The sequence below is a fragment of the Hydrogenophaga sp. genome (genome assembly GCF_030373245.1).
Lineage (GTDB): Bacteria > Pseudomonadota > Gammaproteobacteria > Burkholderiales > Burkholderiaceae_C > Hydrogenophaga.
In genome coordinates this window covers 246,953-266,827 of record NZ_JAUCZF010000002.1, presented here as the reverse complement: position 1 = coordinate 266,827, position 19,875 = coordinate 246,953, and the positions used below count along the sequence as shown (strand labels likewise).

At 64.8% G+C, this 19,875-nt stretch carries 17 protein-coding genes; 2 read left to right on the top strand and 15 right to left on the bottom strand.

Annotated features, from left to right (window positions below; translation table 11 throughout):
- Positions 1-22: 22 nt before the first annotated feature.
- The 10 genes from QUV25_RS06680 to QUV25_RS06635 form a co-directional block, all read right to left on the bottom strand.
- Positions 23-436: a group II truncated hemoglobin gene (locus QUV25_RS06680; RefSeq protein WP_300862558.1), complete on the bottom strand. Its 414-nt coding sequence runs from the start codon at positions 434-436 to the stop codon at positions 23-25.
- 162 nt (positions 437-598) lie between these two features.
- Entirely contained in the window at positions 599-3,130 is a 2,532-nt protein-coding gene (locus tag QUV25_RS06675) for an FtsX-like permease family protein (protein ID WP_300862557.1), read from the bottom strand.
- A gap of 194 nt (positions 3,131-3,324) precedes the next feature.
- A complete protein-coding gene (gene upp, locus QUV25_RS06670; protein ID WP_300862555.1) occupies positions 3,325-3,957 on the bottom strand; it encodes a uracil phosphoribosyltransferase in 633 nt (210 codons plus the stop codon).
- 98 nt (positions 3,958-4,055) lie between these two features.
- Entirely contained in the window at positions 4,056-4,994 is a 939-nt protein-coding gene (locus QUV25_RS06665) for a formate dehydrogenase accessory sulfurtransferase FdhD (RefSeq protein WP_300862553.1), read from the bottom strand.
- A gap of 150 nt (positions 4,995-5,144) precedes the next feature.
- Entirely contained in the window at positions 5,145-5,447 is a 303-nt protein-coding gene (locus QUV25_RS06660) for a hypothetical protein (RefSeq protein ID WP_300862551.1), read from the bottom strand.
- A 37-nt stretch (positions 5,448-5,484) separates the two neighbouring features.
- Positions 5,485-6,690 (bottom strand): formate dehydrogenase subunit gamma, encoded by a 1,206-nt coding sequence (locus tag QUV25_RS06655; RefSeq protein WP_300862549.1) that lies wholly within the window; start codon positions 6,688-6,690, stop codon positions 5,485-5,487.
- Between the two features lie 9 nt (positions 6,691-6,699).
- Positions 6,700-6,957 (bottom strand): hypothetical protein, encoded by a 258-nt coding sequence (locus tag QUV25_RS06650; protein ID WP_300862548.1) that lies wholly within the window; start codon positions 6,955-6,957, stop codon positions 6,700-6,702.
- The gene (fdh3B, locus tag QUV25_RS06645) at positions 6,954-7,556 is read right to left on the bottom strand and encodes a formate dehydrogenase FDH3 subunit beta (RefSeq protein WP_300862547.1); all 603 of its coding nucleotides are present in this window, start codon (positions 7,554-7,556) and stop codon (positions 6,954-6,956) included. Before fdh3B ends, QUV25_RS06650 begins: the two co-directional genes overlap by 4 nt.
- Positions 7,557-7,566: 10 nt before the next feature.
- The gene (locus QUV25_RS06640; RefSeq protein ID WP_300862546.1) at positions 7,567-10,527 is read right to left on the bottom strand and encodes a formate dehydrogenase subunit alpha; all 2,961 of its coding nucleotides are present in this window, start codon (positions 10,525-10,527) and stop codon (positions 7,567-7,569) included.
- 19 nt (positions 10,528-10,546) lie between these two features.
- Positions 10,547-10,777, bottom strand: coding sequence for a formate dehydrogenase (locus QUV25_RS06635; protein ID WP_300862544.1), 231 nt, complete (start codon positions 10,775-10,777; stop codon positions 10,547-10,549).
- A 485-nt stretch (positions 10,778-11,262) separates the two neighbouring features.
- Between QUV25_RS06635 and QUV25_RS06630 the strand changes: the two genes are divergently transcribed.
- On the top strand, positions 11,263-12,657 hold the full coding sequence (locus QUV25_RS06630; RefSeq protein ID WP_300862542.1) for a sigma-54 dependent transcriptional regulator: 1,395 nt from the start codon (positions 11,263-11,265) through the stop codon (positions 12,655-12,657).
- A complete protein-coding gene (locus QUV25_RS06625; protein ID WP_300862541.1) occupies positions 12,657-14,756 on the top strand; it encodes a cache domain-containing protein in 2,100 nt (699 codons plus the stop codon). The genes QUV25_RS06630 and QUV25_RS06625 overlap by 1 nt, the downstream gene beginning before the upstream one ends.
- Before the next feature lie 180 nt (positions 14,757-14,936).
- Here QUV25_RS06625 and QUV25_RS06620 read toward each other — a convergent pair whose 3' ends face one another.
- The 5 genes from QUV25_RS06620 to QUV25_RS06600 all read right to left on the bottom strand — a co-directional run bounded on the left by QUV25_RS06620 (position 14,937) and on the right by QUV25_RS06600 (position 19,792).
- Complete coding sequence (locus tag QUV25_RS06620) at positions 14,937-15,554, bottom strand: molecular chaperone TorD family protein (protein WP_300862540.1); 618 nt, start codon at positions 15,552-15,554, stop codon at positions 14,937-14,939.
- 136 nt (positions 15,555-15,690) lie between these two features.
- Positions 15,691-17,766, bottom strand: a complete 2,076-nt coding sequence (locus QUV25_RS06615; RefSeq protein ID WP_300863073.1) for a 4Fe-4S binding protein — start codon at positions 17,764-17,766, stop codon at positions 15,691-15,693.
- Positions 17,726-18,394, bottom strand: a complete 669-nt coding sequence (locus tag QUV25_RS06610) for a DUF3306 domain-containing protein (RefSeq protein ID WP_300862538.1) — start codon at positions 18,392-18,394, stop codon at positions 17,726-17,728. Before QUV25_RS06610 ends, QUV25_RS06615 begins: the two co-directional genes overlap by 41 nt.
- A 1-nt stretch (position 18,395) precedes the next feature.
- Positions 18,396-19,220, bottom strand: coding sequence for a gamma-glutamyl-gamma-aminobutyrate hydrolase family protein (locus QUV25_RS06605; RefSeq protein ID WP_300862537.1), 825 nt, complete (start codon positions 19,218-19,220; stop codon positions 18,396-18,398).
- The gene (locus QUV25_RS06600; RefSeq protein WP_300863072.1) at positions 19,217-19,792 is read right to left on the bottom strand and encodes a DUF3305 domain-containing protein; all 576 of its coding nucleotides are present in this window, start codon (positions 19,790-19,792) and stop codon (positions 19,217-19,219) included. Before QUV25_RS06600 ends, QUV25_RS06605 begins: the two co-directional genes overlap by 4 nt.
- Positions 19,793-19,875: the final 83 nt, after the last annotated feature.

The following is a 19,875-nucleotide window of genomic DNA, read 5'->3' as shown; positions in this document are numbered from 1 at the left end:
CCCGATCCCCCGGTGCCGCCATTCAAGGGGCCCCGGTCTGGTTGCGCATCCAGTCGGCGGTCTGGAAAAAGCTGTGGTTCAGGCGTTCACGCAACGTTGGGTCCAACCCGGTCTCCTGCATGGCCTGGTCCATGCAGGCCAGCCACTGGTCGCGCTCTCGCACACCGATGGCAAACGGCATGTGGCGCATGCGCAGGCGCGGGTGACCAAACCGCTCGGTGTAGTGTTGAGGGCCACCCAGCCAACCACACAGGAACCAGTGCAGCTTGTCGCGCGCGTCGGCGAGCGTGTTGCCGTGCGCGGCGCGCAACTCGGCGTATTCCGGTTCGATGTCCATCAGGTCGTAGAAGCGGTCCACCAACGCGCGCACCGCCGCTTCACCACCCGCCCATTCAAACGGGGTCTGGGGAGAAGGGTTGGCGGTGTTCTCAGGCATGTCAGGTCAGCGGCGCGTGGTTCGGGTATGCCAAGGCGCCGGATTCGCCAGGACCGCGGAGGTGGCAAGAGAGGGAGCTCCCCCAAGGGCACCCCCCAACTGGCTTTGCCAGTCGGCCAGTCCCCGTTCGAGGCGGTGGCGCCGAAGGTGACGCGGGGGTGGTCATGATGTTGCTCTGCGCAAGGTCTCCACCACCGGCGTTCGCAACACGCTGCGAAGGCCCCACCAACCAGCCGCGAGTGCCAGCAAGGCGCCAGCGACGCTGCCCGCCAGCGGCACCAGCGGCGACGCGGTCCAGGCGAACTCAAATGCGTAACGCGCCAGCGCCCAGCCCACAGCCACCGCGACCACCGAGGCCAGAAAGCCCGCCAGCAGACCCACGCCCAGCAGTTCGATGCGCTGCACCTGGCGCAGCAGCCCCGAACTCGCCCCCACCGCGCGCAGGATGGCAAACTCGCGCTCGCGCTCACCTCGCGTGGCGGTGATCGCCGCCAGCAGCACCACCAGGCCAGCGGCCAGCGTGAAGGCGAACAAGAATTCGATCGCGCTGATCACCTGCCCCAGCACCCGCTGCACCTGAGCAATGGTCTGGCTCATGTCGACATTGGTGATGTTGGGAAACGCGCGCACCAGGCTGTTGTCGAACTGCGCATTGCCCTCGGGCGCTCTGAATGCGCTGATGTAACTCACCGGCACGTTGGGCAACTCGGCCACCGGAAAGACCACGAAGAAGTTGACCCGCATCGAGCCCCAGTCGACCTTGCGCAAGCTGGTGATGCGGCCTTCGGTGACTTGACCGGCGATGTCGAAGCCAAGCCGGTCGCCCAGCTTGAGGCCCAGTTCCTCCGCCAGCCCGTCCTCCACACTCAGCGCGTCGGTCTCGTTCTCTGTCCATTGACCGGCAATCACCGGGTTGTGCGGCGGCAGCTCGGCGGTGTTGGACAGGTTGAATTCACGGTCGACCAGGCGCTGGGCACGATCGCTGGTGAAGTCTTCGGGCACCACCGTCTTGCCGTTGATGGTCACCAGCCGCCCTCGGATCATCGGATACCAGTCGAAGCCGTCCACGCCTGAGGCGCGCAGCTGCTGCTGGAAGGCCTCGCCCTGCTCGGGCTGCACATTGATCACAAAGCGGTTGGGCGCATCGGGCGGTGTGGCATTGCGCCAGCTCGCAATCAGGTCTGTGCGCAGCAACACCAACAGCACCAGTGCCATCAGGCCCACCGAGAGCGCGCTGATCTGCACCACCGCATAGGCCGGGCGGGCGCTGAGCTGGCGCGTGGCCATGATGAGCGCGCGCGGCGCGGTGGTTTCGTTCACACTCGCGCGCAGCAAGCGCACCGCGGCGTAGCTGACCGCTGCAAACAGCAGCACCGCCGCTGCAAATCCACCGACTGCGATCGCACCCAGCAGCAGGTCTCGGCTGGCCGCCAGCAGGAGCGCACCAAAACCGGCCACGCCCAGGCCCAATACGGCCAAGGTGGCTGGCTTGAGCTGGCCCACGTCGCGCCGGATCACGCGCAGCGGCGGCACCTGAGCCAACTGCAACACGGGCGGCAGGCCAAAGGCCAACATGAGCGTGAGGCCCATGCCCAGGCCGAGTGCCACCGGCGCCAGGCTGGGCGCAGGCAGGCTGGCCTCAACCAGTCCGGCCAGCAGGATCACAAACGCGTGATGCACCGCGTAGCCCAGCGCCACACCCAGCGCACTGGCAAACAGCCCGACCAGCGCAAATTCCAGCGTGTAGGCGCGTGCCATCGACGCTTGTGACAAGCCAAGCACACGAAGCATGGCGCAGTCGTCCAGGTGACGCTGAGCAAAACCGCGCGCTGCGATCGCCACTGCCACCGCGCACAACAGCGCCGCCAGCAAGGCCACCAGATTCAGAAACTTTTCCGCCCGCTCCAGCGTTTGTTGCATCTCGGGGCGCCCGCCCTGAAGCGACTCCAGCCGCATCCCACGTACACCCGGCTGCTCGAGCTGAGCCTCGGCCCAGCGTGTGAACTCCGCCACCGGAGCTTCGTCCCCGGCCACCGCCAGGCGGTAGTTGAGCCGGCTGGCCGGCTGCACCAGACCCGTAGCTGGCAGGTCGGCGGCGTTGATCATCACGCGCGGCGCAAAACTCATGAAGCCGGCACCCCGGTCGGGCTCGACCACGATGATGCGGCTGAGCGTGAATGCAGCGTCGCCCAGCAACACCGGCTGTCCCATCTTCAGGTCCAGCGCCACCAGCAAGGCCGCATCCACCCAGGCCGTGCCCGGCGCGGGAATCTCGCGGGTCGCCACATCCAGTCCTTCAGGCGCCTCGGCCACGCGCACGGTTCCGCGCAGCGGATAGCCTTCGCCCACAGATTTCAGCGCCACCAGGCGAGCGGCTCCACCCAGATCGTCGGGCGCTCGCCCCATGGTGGGGAATCCCAGCGTTTGCGCGGTCTGCAATCCCAGGGCCTTGGCCTGGGCTTCAAACGCGGGCGGCGGCAGGTTGTCGCTGCTGAGCACCGCATCGCCGCCGATCAGCGCCCGTGCGTCGCGCGCCAGTCCGTTTTGCAGCCGGTCCGCAAAAAATCCCACTGCTGTCAACGCAGCCACGGCCAAGGTCACAGCCAGCACCAAAAGCCGCAGCTCCCCCGCCCGCCAGTCGCGCCAGAGCGAGCGCCAGCCGAGTTGCCAGAATGTGGGAGATCGGTTTTCCATGGCGAGACCTTATCGCATCCGCACCAGCCACGCCGAAAACGGCCTATTCAGCGCCAACACGGCACAAGCGAACTGCTGGGATCAATACGCCCTGCATGGAAACGACTTCACGACAGTCGCCGCCGATCCAGCTCCGCCGGTCGGCCAGCGTTGGCTCTTGAGGGGCGCAGCGAAGCGACGGAGGACGGGTGAGCCTACTTCGTGCCGAAAATCCTGTCACCCGCGTCGCCCAAGCCGGGCACGATGTAGCCGTGTTCGTTCAGTCCGCGGTCGATGGCCGGCGTGTAGATGGGCACGTCCGGATGGTGTTCGTGAAAGGTCTGGATGCCTTCGGGGCAGGAAACAAGGCAGACGAAGCGGATCGATCGCGGGCCGGTAGCCTTCAGGCGCGTGACCGCAGCCACCGCCGAGTTGCCAGTGGCCAGCATGGGGTCGAGCACGATCACGTCGCGCTCACCCATGTCCTGGGGCATCTTGAAGTAGTACTCGACCGCCTGCAGCGTGGCCGGGTCGCGGTAGAGGCCAATATGACCCACGCGCGCAGCCGGCAGCACCTGCAGCATGCCGTCGAGAAAGCCGTTGCCCGCACGCAGGATGGAGGCCAGCACCACCTTTTTGCCGTCGATGATGCGCGAGGTCATGGTCTCCAGCGGAGTCTCGATCTGGATCTCCTGCATCGGCATGTCGCGCGTGAGCTCATAAGCGAGCAGGATGCTGATCTCGTGCGCCAGCTCGCGAAAGCTCTTGGTGCTGGTGTCCTTGCGGCGCATCAGCGTGAGCTTGTGCTGGACCAGGGGATGGTTGATGACGTGGACGTCTCGGCTCATGGGGGACTTTCTGGGGTGGCTGCATCGATCACTTGATGCGGCACGGGTCAACGCCTGTGGGCATGAAGCGCCCAAGTGTAGGACCGCCGTGTCCCGATTCAGACGTCGCTGGAGACGCGTTCGCCCGGCACTGTGATCGAAGGCTCAGCGGGCATCGCGTCCATGATCAAACGCTGTGCATTTGCGTAGCAGAGGAATCGCTTGTTGGTGGCCCGCCCGATGGCGCACAAGCCTACCTGCTGCGCCACATCCAGCCCCATCTGGGTGATGCCACTGCGAGAGACCACCACCGCCACCCCCATCTGAGCCGACTTGATGACCATCTCGCTGGTGAGGCGACCGGTGGTGTAGAAGACTTTTTGCCCTTGGGGAGGGCCGTCACCGTTCTGCGAAAAGCACGCGTTCAACGCCATCCAGCCAGCGATGGTGTCCACCGCGTTGTGGCGCCCCACGTCTTCCACGAACAGTTGCAGGGTATCGTCGAGAAACAGCGCACAGGCGTGCACCGAGCCGGCTGACTTGTAGGTGCTCTCCTTCAGGCGAATGGCGTTGACGATGCCATACAGCTGCGACTGGCGCAGCACCACATCATCAGGCAGGCGAATGTTGTCGATCTCGTCCATCAGGTTACCGAACACGCTGCCCTGCCCGCAGCCCGTGGTCACTACGCGCTTGGCTGTGCGCTCTTCGATGCGCTCGATGCCATGACGGGTCTTCACCGAAGCGGCATTCACCTCCCAGTCGACCGTGATCGACTCGATCTCCTCCACCGAACCCACCAGCCGCTGGTTCAGCAGATAGCCCAGCACCAGCCACTCCGGATGCGCGCCCAGGGTCATCAAGGTCACCAGCTCGCGCTTGTCGACGTACACCGTGAGATCGCGCTCGGCCGGGATAGACACGGTACCGTGCTGCCCGAATTCATTGACCACCGCCACCGTCTGGGTCAGCGGTGCCTGAGCCTGGGTCAGCTCAGGCAGGCCGCCGCTGGCCATGAACTCGGATGGTGAGGGGACTGGTGTGTCGGTAGTGGACATGACGAGTAAGTTCGGCAAAAAGACCGTCAGTATGAGATCAGCTGCAGAACCCCCCTGACAAGAGGGCCGCAAGCAGCACTGCCAGTCGACAAGAAAAAAGGCCCGAAGGCCTTTTACCTGTGCACGGTCTGGAACCGTGTGGCCGAGGCCTCAGGACTTGGGCGCAGCAGCAGCAGCCACCGGCGGCACGAACGGACCGGGATCGACGCAAGGTGCCGTGGCCACCGGAGGCTTGACGGTCTTGCCAGCCGTAGAAGCGTTCTTGAAATAGGCGCTCGCCGCTTTGTCCTGCCACTGGCAGAGCTTGTAGGCACCTACCTTGTTGCCGTGGTCGGCCTTGGCCTTGGCTTCGGCCGCTTTCGCCTTGGCTGCATCGTCCATGACCGGCGCGGGAAGCTTGGCCTGGGCCGACAAGGAGAACAAAAGGGCAGACGCAAAAAGGAAATGTTTCATGGCAATGTTCCTGGGCTGTTCTTCTGAACCAAAGCGATCAGGCTTTGACGGGCTCACCGGCCGGGCCTTCCTGGCCCGGGGTGCGATGGGCGGGAATCTTCCCAGCCTTGATGTCGTCGTACCAGAGTTCGTGGTGCTCCTTGGCCCAAGTCTCGTCGACATAACCGGTCTTCATGGCCTTGTACGCACCTTGCATGCCCACGGTACCCATGTAGATATGGCCAATGAACATCGCCATCATCAGCACCGAAGCCACGGCATGCACCATGTGTGCGACTTGCATGTTGCCGCGGGTGTACTCGAACACCGGCACCAGATGGTTGAGGAACAAGCCCGAAGCGACCACCACCAGCCCCAGGACGAACACGCCACCCCAGAACAGCACCTTTTCACCCGCGTTGAAGCGGTGCGAAGGCACCTCGTGGTCACCCAGCAATCCCCCGCCCTTCAGCAACCAGGTGAGGTCGCCCTTGGACGGCAGGTTGTCGCGCACAAAAGTAACAATCACCACCACCAACGACACAGCAAACAGCGGGCCTGCGAAGTTGTGAGCGTTCTTCAGCGCGTACGTCAGCCAGCCGAACAGCGTGGGGCCAATGACCGGCAGCAAGAAAAACTTGCCGAAGGCCATGACGATGCCCGAAACCGCCAGCACGACGAAGGCAATGGCATTGACCCAATGAGCCGCGCGTTCCACGTACGTGAAACGCTCGATGACCCGACCCGTTTCCTGGCCGTGCAGAGGGATCGTGCCCTTGCGCAAATAAAACAGCCCCACCGCTACCAGCGCAATGACCAGCAGGGATCCGCCGTAAGGAATGATCCAGTTGTTTCGCACCTGTCGCCAAGCCTCGCCAGCGGTGGTGTGACGAGAGCCCGGGTACTGCACAAAGCCCTGAATCAGGTTGCCAGCCTCCAGATACGGCAGGCTGGTCACGCCAGTCACGCCCTTGCTCACATCGCGCCACATGGGCGCGTTGTTGCCTGGCTGGACCTGGCCGCGCTCGGCATTGCTCTGACTGCCGTAGTTGGGGTCGGTGTCTGCACCGGGCGCGATCTCAAAGATGTTGGCGCTGCGGATGCCGCCTGTCTGCGCGGCAGGTTGAGCCGGGGCTGCCGCGGGTGGCGGATCGTCCTGCACCGGATCGACCTTGAGCGCCTGGGCCTGGACCCAGCCAACGCTCAACCCCAGCAACGCGGCCAACGCCAAAGAACGCCAACGAGTATTCGGTTGGAATGGCATGGAGAAGCCTCAGGGTTGCTGCGCACCGATGCGCTGGTAATCGTTTTGACCGTACTGGGCCCGGGTCTTGAGCTGCTGCTCCCAGCTGTTGCGATCCCCAGCCTTCCAGCCGCCCTGGGCGTACTGGCTCTGCCCCACACCGGTGTACGGCGCACCATCGTCCTTGATCGCCTGGCCGGTGGCGTTTTCCTGGGCAGACTGACCGCAGGCCGCCAGGCCCAGCAGCCCGGCACACGCCAGCGAAATGAGAGAGAAGCGTCGCATCATGATTTCTGTCCTTGTGCTGTGCCGTAAGCAGTGCCCCAGCCCCAGACTTCTGCGCCCTTGCCGCGCGTGAGCACCCGGTTGCGGAAGATGTCAGCGACCACGTCGCCATCACCGGCGAGCAGCGCTTTGGTCGAACACATTTCTGCGCACGCCGGCAGCTTGCCTTCAGCCAGGCGGTTGCGCCCGTACTTGTCGAACTCGTCCTGACTGCCATGAGCCTCAGGGCCACCGGCACAGAAGGTGCACTTATCCATCTTGCCGCGCACCCCGAAGGTGCCAGCAGAGGGGAACTGCGGTGCGCCAAATGGGCAGGCGTAGGAGCAGTAGCCACAGCCGATGCACACATCCTTGTCATGCAGCACCACGCCTTCGTCGGTGCGGTAGAAGCAGTTGACCGGGCAGACCGCCATGCAGGGTGCGTCGCTGCAGTGCATGCAGGCCACCGAGATCGACTTTTCGCCAGGCACACCATCGTTGAGCGTGACCACACGGCGGCGGTTCACACCCCAGGGCACTTCATGCTCGTTCTTGCAGGCGGTGACGCAGCCATTGCATTCAATGCAGCGCTCGGCGTCGCAGATAAATTTCATTCGTGCCATCGTGGACTCCTCAGGCTTTTTCGACGTTGCAAACGGTGGACTTGGTCTCTTGCATCATGGTCACGATGTCGTAGCCGTAGGTTGTGGCGGTGTTCACCGCCTCACCACGGACCACCGGCATGGCGCCATCGGGGTAGTACGGCTTCATGTCCACGCCCTGCCAGTGGCCGGAGAAGTGGAACGGCAGGAAAACCGTGTCTGGGCTGACCCGCTCGGTCACCAGCGCCTGCACGTTGATGCGCGCACCGGTTGGGCTGGTGACCCAGACCCGCTCGCCGTTGCGGATGCCCCGCGCAGTCGCCGTGGCCGGGTTGAGCTCGACAAACATCTCCTGCTGCAGCTCGGCCAGCCAGGGGTTGGAGCGCGTTTCTTCGCCACCGCCCTCGTACTCGACCAGACGACCCGAGGTCATGATCAACGGGTACTTCTCGTGCACCTTGTCGTCCACGTTTTTCTGCTGCAGCGACTTGTACAGGATGGGCAGGCGCCAGCGGGTCTTCTGGTCGTCGTGGCTGGGGTACTTGGCCACCAGGTCGGGACGAATGCCGTACAGCGCCTCACGGTGCTGCGGAATCGCATCTGGGAAGTTCCAGACCACGGCGCGCGCCTTCGCGTTGCCAAACGGGTGACAGCCGTGCGCCATGCACACGCGCTGAATACCACCAGAGAGATCGGTCTTCCAGTTCTTGCCCTCGGCTGCCGTCTTTTCGGCATCGGTCAGGTCATCCCACCAGCCCAGCTTCTTGAGCAGCACGTGGTCGAATTCGGGATAGCCGGTGGTGATTTCGGCGCCCACCGAGTGCGATCCATCTTCGGCCAGCAGGCTCACACCGTCGCGCTCCACGCCAAAGTTGGCGCGGAAGTTGCCGCCACCGTCCATGACGTGCTTGGAGGTGTCGTACAAGTTAGGCGAACCGGGGTGCTTGATGGCAGCGGTGCCAAAACATGGCCAAGGCAGACCGAAGTAGTCACCGCTCATGTCGTAACCGGTCTCCTTGTCGATCACCGTGCCTTTGCACTTGAGCGACTTGACGTCAAACGCGGCCATGTTGCGCATGTGCGCCTTCAGTCGCTCCGGGGTCTGGCCGGTGTAGCCAATGGTCCAGACCGAGGCGTTGATTTCGCGCAGGATGTCTTCGATCACGGGCTCGTCCATGCCCTTGACCTTCTGCATCTTGAAGTTCTTCGACAGCTCGGCACCGAAGCCCAGCTTTTCGGCAAACTGATGCATGATCATGTGGTCGCTGCGGCTCTCCCACAGCGGCTCAATCACCTGCTCGCGCCACTGGATGGAGCGGTTTGAAGCGGTGCAGGATCCACTGGTCTCGAACTGCGTGGCTGCAGGCAGCAGGTAGACCGCGCGGTTGGGGTTCAGGTCCTCCGGCTTGCCGGGCATGGCCGCCATCGATGCAGTGGCCGATGGATACGGGTCCACCACCACCAGCAAATCCAGCTTGTCCATGGCGCGCTTCATCTCCAAACCGCGGGTCTGCGAGTTGGGCGCATGACCCCAGAAGAACACACCGCGCAGGTTGGACTCCTGATCAATCAGCTCGTTGTTCTCCAGCACACCGTCGATCCAGCGCGACACCGTGATGCCCGGCTTGGTCATCATGCCCTCGGCGTACTGCGACTTGATCCAGTCGAACTCGACGCCCCAAACCTTGGCGTAGTGCTTCCAGGAGCCCTCGGCCAGGCCATAGTAGCCCGGCAGCGAATCGGGGTTGGGGCCGACGTCGGTCGCGCCCTGCACGTTGTCGTGGCCGCGGAAGATATTGGTGCCGCCCCCGCTCTTGCCGACGTTGCCCAGGGCCAGCTGCAGGATGCAGGATGCACGCACCATGGCGTTGCCGATGGTGTGTTGCGTCTGACCCATGCACCAGACGATGGTGGCAGGCTTGGCCTCGGCCATCATCTTGGCCACCTTGAGCATTTGAGCCTCGCCCACGCCACAGGCCTCTTCGACCTTGTCGGGCGTCCACTTGGCCATGATGTCGGCCTTGACCGCTTCCATGCCGTAAACGCGGTCGTTGATGTACTGCTTGTCTTCCCAGCCGTTCTTGAAGATGTGGTACGCCAAACCAAACAGGAACGGAATGTCGGTGCCGGACCGGATGCGCACGTATTCGTCTGCCTTGGCCGCCGTGCGGGTGAAGCGCGGATCAACCACGATCATCTTGCAACCGATTTCTTTGGCGTGCAGCATGTGCAACATGGACACCGGGTGCGCCTCGGCGGCGTTAGAGCCGATGTACAACGCGCACTTGCTGTTCTGCATGTCGTTGTACGAGTTGGTCATGGCGCCGTAGCCCCAGGTGTTCGCGACGCCAGCCACCGTGGTGGAGTGGCAGATGCGCGCCTGGTGATCGCAGTTGTTGGTGCCCCAGAAGCTCACAAACTTGCGCAGCAGATAGGCCTGCTCGTTGTTGTGCTTGGAGGAACCCACGAAGTAGACCGAATCCGGGCCACTGGCCGTGCGCAACTCTTTCATCTTGGCGCTGATCTCTTCCAGCGCGGTATCCCAGCTGATGCGCTGGTACTTTCCGTTGACCAGCTTCATCGGGTAACGAAGGCGGTACTCGCCGTGACCGTGCTCACGCAGGGCTGCGCCCTTGGCGCAATGCGCGCCGAGATTGATGGGCGAATCGAACACGGGCTCCTGCCGGGTCCAGACACCGTTTTCCACGATGGCATCCGTCGCGCAGCCCACCGAGCAGTGGGTGCAGATGGTGCGCTTGACTTCGATCTTGCCGGTGCCGTCAGCGGACTTCGCACCCGCAGCATCGGCCTTCTTCACCAGCGCGAGCTGAGAGGCAGCCAGTCCGACGCCAACGCCCAGACCGGAGCGGCGCAGGAAACCACGGCGGTCCATGGTGGGCAATGCGGCCGAGAGGCCACGCTGCAGGCTGTGCACAAGCGAGTTGTGCGAGCGGGTGCCATGGGCACCAGAGGTTTTTTTGGTCAGCATCATGTCGAATCTCCTCAGCGGCTCAGATCATCGTGGTCTTGTAATACTGTTTGACGTGTTCCGTCAGGCTGTAGCCGCCGCCACGCTCTGGCGCAGGCTTGCTCACCATGCTCGGCGCCGCTCTGTCCGCCGCCTTGGGCAACACCGTGGCGACCGCGGCCAGCGCGCCCACGGTGGACGCTCCGGCGAACAAGGTGCGACGGTTGAGTTTGGGGGGGGTTTGGCGTGGCGCAGGGGTCTTCGGCTGGCTCATGCAGGTCTCCTGGTTGAACACAACCCCGGTGATGCGATCGCACCGCTTGCGGGGTTTTTGCATAAGCGAATCTAGCCTGCCGCGGGTCCCCGCGCAAGCCTGACAAACCCCTGTGCAGCCACGTTGCGTGCTTCCAACCCGATAGCATCCGATGCTGCACCGCATCATCAACCTGCGTGACGCGAAGAGCAGCGAAATTCGTGCCATAAGCATCGGCTTATGCAATAGCCTTCCCCCTCTCATTTGATATATCCGACAGAGAAGGTGTGGCGCTCGGTGTTGAGCCTCTCAGCATCAAGGCAACGCCGGGTTGGTCACATGCGAGCGCACACGAAGCGGGTCCACACCGTCAGTCTGTCGCAGCTGGTTGCGACAAGTTGTCGCAAACGGTGGTGCCGATTGGGTGGAAAAAAGACCTTGTAGCTGGTCCACCCACCGGCAATACCCAAGTGATTTGATCGACTTCATCCGTAGAATCCCGCCCGGTGGAACACCTCAACATCCCCGCATCGCCCGAAAGGTCACTGGAAGGCTGGCCCGACTGGTCGATCTTGATCGTCGACGATGAGCAAGGCATGCTCAATTTCCTGGTGAAGACGCTGGCGCCGCGCTGCCATTTCGTCATGAGTGCGTCGAGCGCCGAAGAAGGCATGGAATGGCTGCGGGGTCACCATGTGGACCTGGTGATCCTGGACATTTCCTTGCCGGGAAAAAGCGGCGTCACCTGGCTCAAGGAACTGCGGGAGCAAGGCTTCACCGGTGAGGTGATCCTGATTACAGCCTTCGCCGACCTGGAGACCGCCATCGAAGCGCTGCGCGCTGGCGCGTCGGATTTTGTGCTCAAGCCGTTTCGCGTACCCCAGATTCTCAACGCGGTGAAACACTGCCACGAACGCTCGCGCCTGCGACGCGAGAACTTCGTGCTGCGGCGCGCCCTTACCCCACCCCGTGCCGGCGGCCCCAGCCTGGTCGGCGGCTCCGAGCAGATCAGCGCGTTGCGGAAATCGATCACGCGCGTCGCCCCCATGCCCAGCACGGTGCTGCTGCAAGGCGAGTCGGGCACCGGCAAAGAACTGGTGGCCCGTGAACTACACGCCCAGAGCCCGCGTGCGGCCCACCCTTTTGTGCCGGTGAACTGCGCGGCGGTCTCGCCCGATCTGATCGAAAGTGAGCTCTTCGGTCATGCGCGCGGCGCCTTCAGCGGTGCGACTCGGACACGCGAAGGCCTGTTTCACTATGCGCAGGGCGGCACCCTCTTTCTGGACGAGGTGGCCGAGCTGCCACTGGCGATCCAGGCCACGCTGCTGCGCGCGATCGAAGATCTCAAGATCCGGCCGGTGGGCAGCGAACAGCTGATGTCGGTGAACCTGCGCGTCATCGCGGCGACCAACCGCCGCCTGAGCGACGCAGTCGCAGCAGGTCGCTTCCGGCAAGACCTGTTCTTCCGCCTGCAGGTGGTGGATCTGACGCTGCCACCGCTGCGCGACCACAAGAGCGACATCCCGGCGCTGGTGGCCCATTTCATGGACCAGCTCGCGCCAGCGCTGGGCGTGCCGCCGCTGCAGATCACCGACGCCGAGATGATCTTTCTACAGCAGTACCACTGGCCAGGCAACGTGCGAGAGCTTCGCAACCTGATCGAGCGCTCGCTGATCCTGGGAAGCCTCAACGTTTCGGCACTCTACCCTGGCGAGTCACCAAGCCCCGCCGACGCGGGCGCACCCACCGACCTGCACACGCTTGAGAAACGGCACATCCTGTCGGTGCTGGAATCGGTGCAGGGCGACAAGACGCAGGCCGCGCAGCTGCTGGGTGTCTCTCGCCGCACGCTGGAGCGGCGCGTGCTGGAGTGGGGTCTGCCGCCCGGCAGCGGCCGCTGATGTCCTGGCGCACGCCCCGCTGGCTCACCGGATCGGTGCGCAACAAGCTGCTGGCCATCGCGCTCCTGCCGCTGCTGGTGGTGTTCCCGCTCATGCTGCTGGCTCTGGCGCTGTGGGGCAATGCGGCCTACGACCGGCTGCTGATCACCAAGGTGCGCAGCGACCTCGCTGTAGCCCGCGGCTACTTCGATCAGGTGCTGACCGAGGTGGGCTCGGGCACACAAGGCGTGGCGGATTCGCGCGCCCTGTTCGATGCCTGGCAGGCTCTGCACAACGCTCCCGAAGCGGCCAAAGCCGAGCCAACCAGCGTCCTGGCACAGCAGTTGAGCGCCGCGCGCGAGCGGCTGGGGCTGGACCTGCTCGTGCTCTACAACGCGCAGGGCCACGCCATCGCTCGCGACCAGATCGACACAGCGACCGAGCTGCCGCCCATGCCCACCGCCCTGGCGCCGGCCGCGCAAGGTACACCGGCACGGCCTAAGGCGCGATTGCTGTTGCTCGGCCCCGAGGCGCTGGCCGCGCTGGCACCGCAGCTGCGGCCCCGCGTGATGGTGCCGCTGGTGCCGACCCGCAACGCCGCGCCTACCGACCGCAACACCGAAGACCGGGCCATGGTGGCGCTCACCAGCGTACCGGTTCGAGACGAAGCTGGCCGCACGGTGGCAGTGGTGGTCGGTGGACTGCTGCTCAACCAGAACCTCGATTTCATCGACCACATCAACCGCATCGTCTACCCCGACGGCTCGCTGCCATTTGGCAGCCAGGGCACGGCGACGCTGTTTCTCGACGACGTGCGCATCACCACCAACGTGCGCCTGTTCCAGGACCAGCGCGCCATCGGCACACGCGTTTCGCAGACGGTGCGCGACCGGGTGCTGGGCCAGGGTCAGACATGGCTGGCGCGCGCCTTTGTGGTGAATGACTGGTACGTCTCGGCCTACGAGCCGCTGCTCGACGCCGCTGGCCAGCGCATTGGCATGCTCTACGTGGGCTTTCTGGAGCAACCGTTTCGCCTGGTGCGCTATGCCCTGCTCGCAGTCACGGGCCTGATCTTCCTGCTGGCGATGGCTGTGTCGGCCTGGTTCTCGCTGCGCTGGGCGCGCAGCATTTTCCGGCCTGTGGAGCAGATGAACCGAACCATGCAGCGCGTGGAAGAAGGCGAGGTCCACGCCCGCGTCGGTAGCCTCCCAGCGCACGATGAACTCGGCGCGCTCGCGGGTCATCTGGACCAGCTGCTCGACGTGATCGACGACAAGACCCGTGCCCTGCAGCACTGGGGCGACGCACTCGATCTCAAGGTGGCCGAGCGCACCCAGGCGCTTGAGGCCAGCAACGCGTCGCTGCAATTGGCCCAGCAGCAACTTGTGAAAAGCGAAAAGCTGGCGGCCATCGGCCAGCTCACCGCCAGCATCGCGCACGAAGTCAACAACCCGATTGCGGTGATGCAAGGCAACCTGGATCTGATGCGCGAGACCCTGGGTGCGCAAGGTGCAGCGGTGCGCGACGAGTTGCGTCTGATGGACGAGCAGATCGAGCGCATGCGCCTCATCGTCACCCAGCTGTTGCAATACGCGCGCCCAACCGAGTACGCGGGCTACACCGAGACGCTGAATGCCAATCAGCTGGTCGACGACTGCCTGGTGCTGGTGCAGCATCTGCTCGCCAAGACAGGCATCGAGGTAAAGCGCGACCTGCGCGCTCAGCGCATGGCCGGCTTCAATCGGCAGGAGCTGCAACAGATCGTGATCAACCTGATGATCAACGCCATCCAGGCCATGCCACAGGGCGGCGTGCTGCGGCTGAGCACCCGCGACCTGCCCGACGGCGTAGCACTCTCGGTAGAGGACTCAGGCCCCGGTCTTTCGCCCGAGGTGATGGAGCGGCTGTTCCGCCCGTTCTTCACCACCAAAAACGACGGCAACGGCCTGGGTCTGTGGATCAGCGTGGGGCTGGTGGAGCGCTACGGCGGAAGCCTGCTGGCAAGCAACCGCAGCGATGGCGTGATGGGTGCGGTCTTCACGCTCAGCCTGCTCAGCGAGCCTCAGGCGCCAGCAGCGGCCAGCACCCGGGACGGGCGCCCAGGTCCTCAGCCTGGCTAGACGTCTACGCGGCAGAAGGAACATCGGCCGCAACTGACGAGAAACCGGTCTCGCACGGTCCTGCTTCCTGCGCCCAGGGGTGCACCCTGGGCTTCTCGGTACCACCGCTCGATCTTCGGTTTTGTTCAGTTTCGTTTCGATGCCTACTGCCGCGCAGGCCCTGACGGGCTCCGAGGGCGTTCAGGCCAGCAGGTCGAAGCCCTGCGTTTCGACGCTCACAAAGGCCCGGGTGAAACCCGCCAGCGCGGCGTAGAAGCGCGCCTTGGGATGGGCGGCGATGGTATCCGTCAGATCGTTCACCCACGGCTGCAGGTGGGCGGAGAAGAACTTCTGTTGCTGCGAGAGGTTGGACACCGCCACATCGTCGCCCGCGATCAGGAAGCGCATCACTTCGCACAGGTACGCGATGTGGTCTTCGGTCTCGGGCATGCGCTCGTCGCGCGCAAGACCCAGCGCAGCAAGATCACCGCGCAATTGGGCCAGTGGCTTCTCGTTGAGGAACCCGCTGAGATAGAACGAGCCAAACAGGGCCACTTCGGGCTTGCCCACACCGCCGAACAGATCGTCGTATTCCGACACCACCGACGCATCGTCTTGCGCACGGGCCGCAGCCACCAGCTCGCGCCAGGGCTCTTCCAGAAAGCCACCGGCCGCCGGCGCTTCGGTCACCGCCACGCGCAGATGCGCCATCAGCTCGGCCGAAGGCGGGGCGTAGTAAAGGGCAGCCAGCAGGCCATAGACCTCGGCGCGTGCGGTCTCTTCGTCGAGTGCGGAGGAGACGGGAATGGGATCGTTCATGTCGTTCACTTCGTGGATGGGTGCATCACAACAAATTCATGCGGGCCAAGGTGCCACTCAGCACACGCGGTGGAACCGGCTTCGCCGGGCCGCACGCGTAGTCCCCCTGGAGGGAAGACGCGCAGCAACGCGGGGGTCATAGATCCGTGATCTTCGACTGGTTCGGGTTGGAATAGATGTCGACCACGCGGCAGTCGCCGCACATCTTCAGCCGCTCCAGCGCCTCGCCCTGGAACATGGCGTGGCCTGACAGCTTGGCGAGCATGACCTCGACCCCCTTGAGCGTGCCAAACGGTTTACTGCAGCGGATGCAGGCGTAGGGCTGGGCTTCGTTGAGCACGCGCGGCTGCTTGCGTTGGTCAGCCAGCCACAACCGGGGCTGCAGGGTGATGGCATCTTCCGGGCAGGTGGCAACGCACAGGCCACACTGCACGCAGTTCTTTTCGATGAAGCGCAGCTGCGGCCGATCGGGGTTGTCCTGCAGCGCGCTGGCCGGGCACGCGCTGACGCAGCTCAGACACAGGGTGCAGGTATCGCGGTTGACCTCAATCGTGCCCAGCGGGGAAGCCGCCGGCAACGCAATCGCCTCAGGGCGCGGTGTGAAGCGCACGCTGTCTTGCAGCAGGTGATCGAGCGCCAGCTCCAGCGTGGCGCGCTTTTCGGCCTGCACGGCAAAGCTGGCGCGCCGGGCCACACCTTGGGCAGGCGGCGCCGCCAAGGCGGCGTCCAGCGCGGGCAGCTCGCGCGCGTCGCGCACCTCGATCACGCGGAAATGTTCGCCGCTGTAGCCCAGCCCGGTGAGGATCGCCTGGGCCACGGCCATCTGCTCGCGCACGGCATCGCGGTACTGCGGCGCTTCTTCACCGGTCATGAGTACCCAGACCTGAGATGCGCCGTAAGCGAACGCGGTCAGCCAGAGATCCACGCCCACCGAGGCGGTGTGCCACAGCGGCAGCGGGATCACCCGCGCCGGCACACCGCGCACCGTCTTGTCCAAGGCGGCCATGCGTCCCAGGTCGTTCACCAGATCTGCACCTGCTTCCTGGCTGTGCAACAGGAGCGCCGCGTCCTGACCGCCAGCCTTCTGGTAGGTGGCAAGCAGGGTGCGCAGCTTGACGCCCTGTTCGCTGGCGCGTGGATAGGCGTAGGTCAGTGCGCCGGTGGGGCAGACGGTGGTGCAGGCGCCACAGCCCACGCACAGATTGGGGTTGACGACGATCTGGTTCTTCTTGAGGTCGCTGGTGATGGCCGAGGCCGAGCAGATGTCGACGCAGGCGTTGCAGCCCACCTGCTCGTTGCGACCATGAGCGCAGATTTTTTGTTTGTAGTTGAAGAAACGCGGCTTCTCGAATTCGCCCACCAGGTCGCGCAGCTTGATCAACGCGCCAAGCGCCGGCGCACTGTCAAGCCCGGCGGGCAGGTGCACATAACCCTGGGGCAGCGCATGCTGGCTGAAAGCCGGGCTTTCGCGCAGGTCGAGCACGAGATCAAAACTGTCTTCGTGGGACTGGGGATCGCGTCCGAACTGGATCGCGCCCACCGCCTCGCAGGCCGAGACACAGGCGCGGTGCGACTTGCAGCGGCCCATGTCGATCTGGTAGTCCAGGCCAATCGCGCCCTCGGGGCAGGCGGCCACACACGCGTTGCAGCGGGTGCACAGGTCGAGGTCGATCGGGTTGCTGGTGCTGCGCAACAGGGTGAACGCGCCGAGCCAGCCCGTGAGCTGTTTGACCTCACCCGCCAGCACCGGGTAGCGCCGCGCCTGCGAGCCTGAGCCGCCGGAGGCCAGCAGCGTCACATCCAGCACGTCGCTCACCTGGGCAGCTGCACGCTCGGCGCTCTCCAGTGGGCCGATGATGAGCAGACGCCCGGCGCTCTGGTATCCCACCGTGCCCACCGGTTCGGCGTCGGGCAGGCGCGCCAGCGCCAGCAGCGCGGCCATTTTGGGTGTGGCCTTGGCCGCTTCGCGACCCCAGCCCCCGGTCTCGCGGATGTTGACAAATCGGATCGGGCGCACGTCCAGCGACACCGCACCTTCGGTCTCGCCCGCCAGCTCGGTGAACAGCCGGCTTTCCTGGGTGCAGGCGACCACCAGTTCGTCCGGGTTGCGGGCCGCCTTCTGAAAGGCGGGCGCGTCGCGCCGGCACAGCGTGGTGTGCAGCGTCAGGTCTTCATCCAGTGCTTCGCCCAGCGCCTTCGCGTTCAGGGGCATGGTCTGGTTGCAGTTGCAGATCAACGTGGTCATGGGGTGGCGTCTGTGGTGATTCGTTCGCAGCGGTGGCGGTGTCCGCTGGTGGCTCCGCCGATTTGGCGGCAGTAGGGCGTTCAGGTGTGTCGGGCACCGCGGCTTCTTGCACCGCATCCGACACTGGCGAAGCGATGGCAGGGGTTGCTTTCACTTCGTTCGGATCGTCGACCAGCTTGAGGAACTGCGCACCCACCATCTTGGCCATCATGGCGGCCGACAGCGGGCTGGGCTGGGAATAGTCGTCGATGTAGATGTCCAGTCCGTCCATCACGTTGTAGTGAGGATCGGTGAACAGCTTCTTCACCGCGGCGTTGCGCACCTCGGGCGACACACCACGGCCAACGAAGCGCTTGAAGTCGGACTGCGGCGTGAGTTCGGCCACATCTTCCAGCGTGGGTGGCGGAGGAGCTGGCTGCTCAGCCTGTGCAGACGTCTCGGTGGATACAGCGGCTTTGCCGTCTGAAGCAGCAGCGGGCGGCGCCACGCGCGCCACCGGCGGCGCCGGCTCGGCTGGCAGCGGAGCGCCGCTGCGCACCTGCGCCTTGCGACGCGACCAGCGGCTGAAAAAGTTGTCGTCGTCTTCGATCGCCATGTCAGTGGGCCGTCTGAGGGTGCGCGGTCTTGGCGCGGTGGCGATCAGCACGACCGCGGGCCGCTTTCAGAAAAGCACTCATCATCGGGCCGCTGTCCAGCAGGCCCTGCGTCTCTTCTCCTGGGGTGAGGTGGAACTCCGGGTGCCATTGCACGCCGAGCACAAAGGACGGGCCGCGGTGGCGGATGGCCTCCACGATACCGTCTACCGGCGAGAGCGCCTCCACTTCCAGGCCGTCGCCCAGCCGGTCCACACACTGGTGGTGGATGCTGGTCACCTGGTGCGGGCGATCGTCTCCGTACAGCTGCGCCAGCGACGAACCGACGACAAACTGCACCTCGTGCATCAGACGGTCGTACCGGTGGGTGTCCTGGTGCACGAGGGCGCCGGCGCGCATGCTGGGAATGTCCTGCACCAGCGTGCCACCAAAGCACACATTGATGAGTTGCGCGCCGCGGCAGATACCGAGCACGGGCTTGCCCGCCTCGATGAACGCGCGCAGCAAGGCCAGTTCGTAGCGGTCGCGAATGGCGTCGCCGGCCCAGGCCGGATCGGCCAGCGTGCCGCCGTAGCTTTCGGGGCAGATGTCGATCCCGCCCTGCAGCACCAGGCCATCGAGCAGATCCACGATGTCGGAGACGGGCGCCCGGTTCACCGACAGCGGACTTTCCTCGTCGATGAAGGGCACCATCAGCGCGATCGCCCCATGCGCCATGATCCAGTGCGCCATCGAGCTCTCCAGGAACTGCAGCCGCTTTTGCGGCAAGCCCAGGCCTGGCGGCGGGTCGTGCAGCAGTCGGGCGCTGATGCCGATGCGCAGCGTCATGCGCCACTCCCGGGCGAGCGAGGTCCATGCACCTTGTCGGTGGAAATGCGCACCGGCTGGCCGAAGCGATCGGTCAGCGGCTTGAAACTGTCGGGCCGCTTGCGCCGCTTGGGCTCAGCCTGGTAGTGCTCGGCCACAAAACCGCGAAGCCAGTCCACCACGGGAGCCGGCGCGGGCACCTGGTCGACTCGCTCCTGGGCATCGAGCCAACGGCCCGCATCGTGGTAACTCAGCGTGACGACCTGGGGCACGGCGACTGACTCACCCTCGATCAGGCGGGCTTCGTCAAGGCGCCAGAAAACCCAGAAACAAGGATTCGGGCTGGAGAGGTTGAGGAAATAGCCTTCGGCATCGTCGCGAAACAGCGTGACGCGCCGCCCCGGGTACAGCCAGTAGGACGCGCCAGCCACCGCCTCTGCGCCTTCCAGCGGCGCCACTTCGCGCGGCTCAGCAGGCGGTGCTTCGACATCGTCACTCGACCAAGAGGGCTCGCCCGTCAGCAGCACATCGCTCAGCACCCAGCGCCAGGGTTGCCAGCGCGCCATGGGGCCGACCACGGGCTCGCGCCGCATGACCACATCCACATCCAGAACAGGCCTGCCAGCGGGTGTTTTTTGATCGGGTGCATTGTTGTTGTCCACACCCGGCACTGTAC

Bases quoted from the DNA above. Each gene is read 5' to 3' on its own strand.
- QUV25_RS06680 (WP_300862558.1), bottom strand. From the start codon at position 436: ATGCCTGAGAACACCGCCAACCCTTCTCCCCAGACCCCGTTTGAATGG.
- QUV25_RS06675 (WP_300862557.1), bottom strand. From the start codon at position 3,130: ATGGAAAACCGATCTCCCACATTCTGGCAACTCGGCTGGCGCTCGCTC.
- upp (WP_300862555.1), bottom strand. From the start codon at position 3,957: ATGAGCCGAGACGTCCACGTCATCAACCATCCCCTGGTCCAGCACAAG.
- QUV25_RS06665 (WP_300862553.1), bottom strand. From the start codon at position 4,994: ATGTCCACTACCGACACACCAGTCCCCTCACCATCCGAGTTCATGGCC.
- QUV25_RS06660 (WP_300862551.1), bottom strand. From the start codon at position 5,447: ATGAAACATTTCCTTTTTGCGTCTGCCCTTTTGTTCTCCTTGTCGGCC.
- QUV25_RS06655 (WP_300862549.1), bottom strand. From the start codon at position 6,690: ATGCCATTCCAACCGAATACTCGTTGGCGTTCTTTGGCGTTGGCCGCG.
- QUV25_RS06650 (WP_300862548.1), bottom strand. From the start codon at position 6,957: ATGATGCGACGCTTCTCTCTCATTTCGCTGGCGTGTGCCGGGCTGCTG.
- fdh3B (WP_300862547.1), bottom strand. From the start codon at position 7,556: ATGGCACGAATGAAATTTATCTGCGACGCCGAGCGCTGCATTGAATGC.
- QUV25_RS06640 (WP_300862546.1), bottom strand. From the start codon at position 10,527: ATGATGCTGACCAAAAAAACCTCTGGTGCCCATGGCACCCGCTCGCAC.
- QUV25_RS06635 (WP_300862544.1), bottom strand. From the start codon at position 10,777: ATGAGCCAGCCGAAGACCCCTGCGCCACGCCAAACCCCCCCCAAACTC.
- QUV25_RS06625 (WP_300862541.1), top strand. From the start codon at position 12,657: ATGTCCTGGCGCACGCCCCGCTGGCTCACCGGATCGGTGCGCAACAAG.
- QUV25_RS06620 (WP_300862540.1), bottom strand. From the start codon at position 15,554: ATGAACGATCCCATTCCCGTCTCCTCCGCACTCGACGAAGAGACCGCA.
- QUV25_RS06615 (WP_300863073.1), bottom strand. From the start codon at position 17,766: ATGCCCCTGAACGCGAAGGCGCTGGGCGAAGCACTGGATGAAGACCTG.
- QUV25_RS06610 (WP_300862538.1), bottom strand. From the start codon at position 18,394: ATGGCGATCGAAGACGACGACAACTTTTTCAGCCGCTGGTCGCGTCGC.
- QUV25_RS06605 (WP_300862537.1), bottom strand. From the start codon at position 19,220: ATGACGCTGCGCATCGGCATCAGCGCCCGACTGCTGCACGACCCGCCG.
- QUV25_RS06600 (WP_300863072.1), bottom strand. From the start codon at position 19,792: ATGCGGCGCGAGCCCGTGGTCGGCCCCATGGCGCGCTGGCAACCCTGG.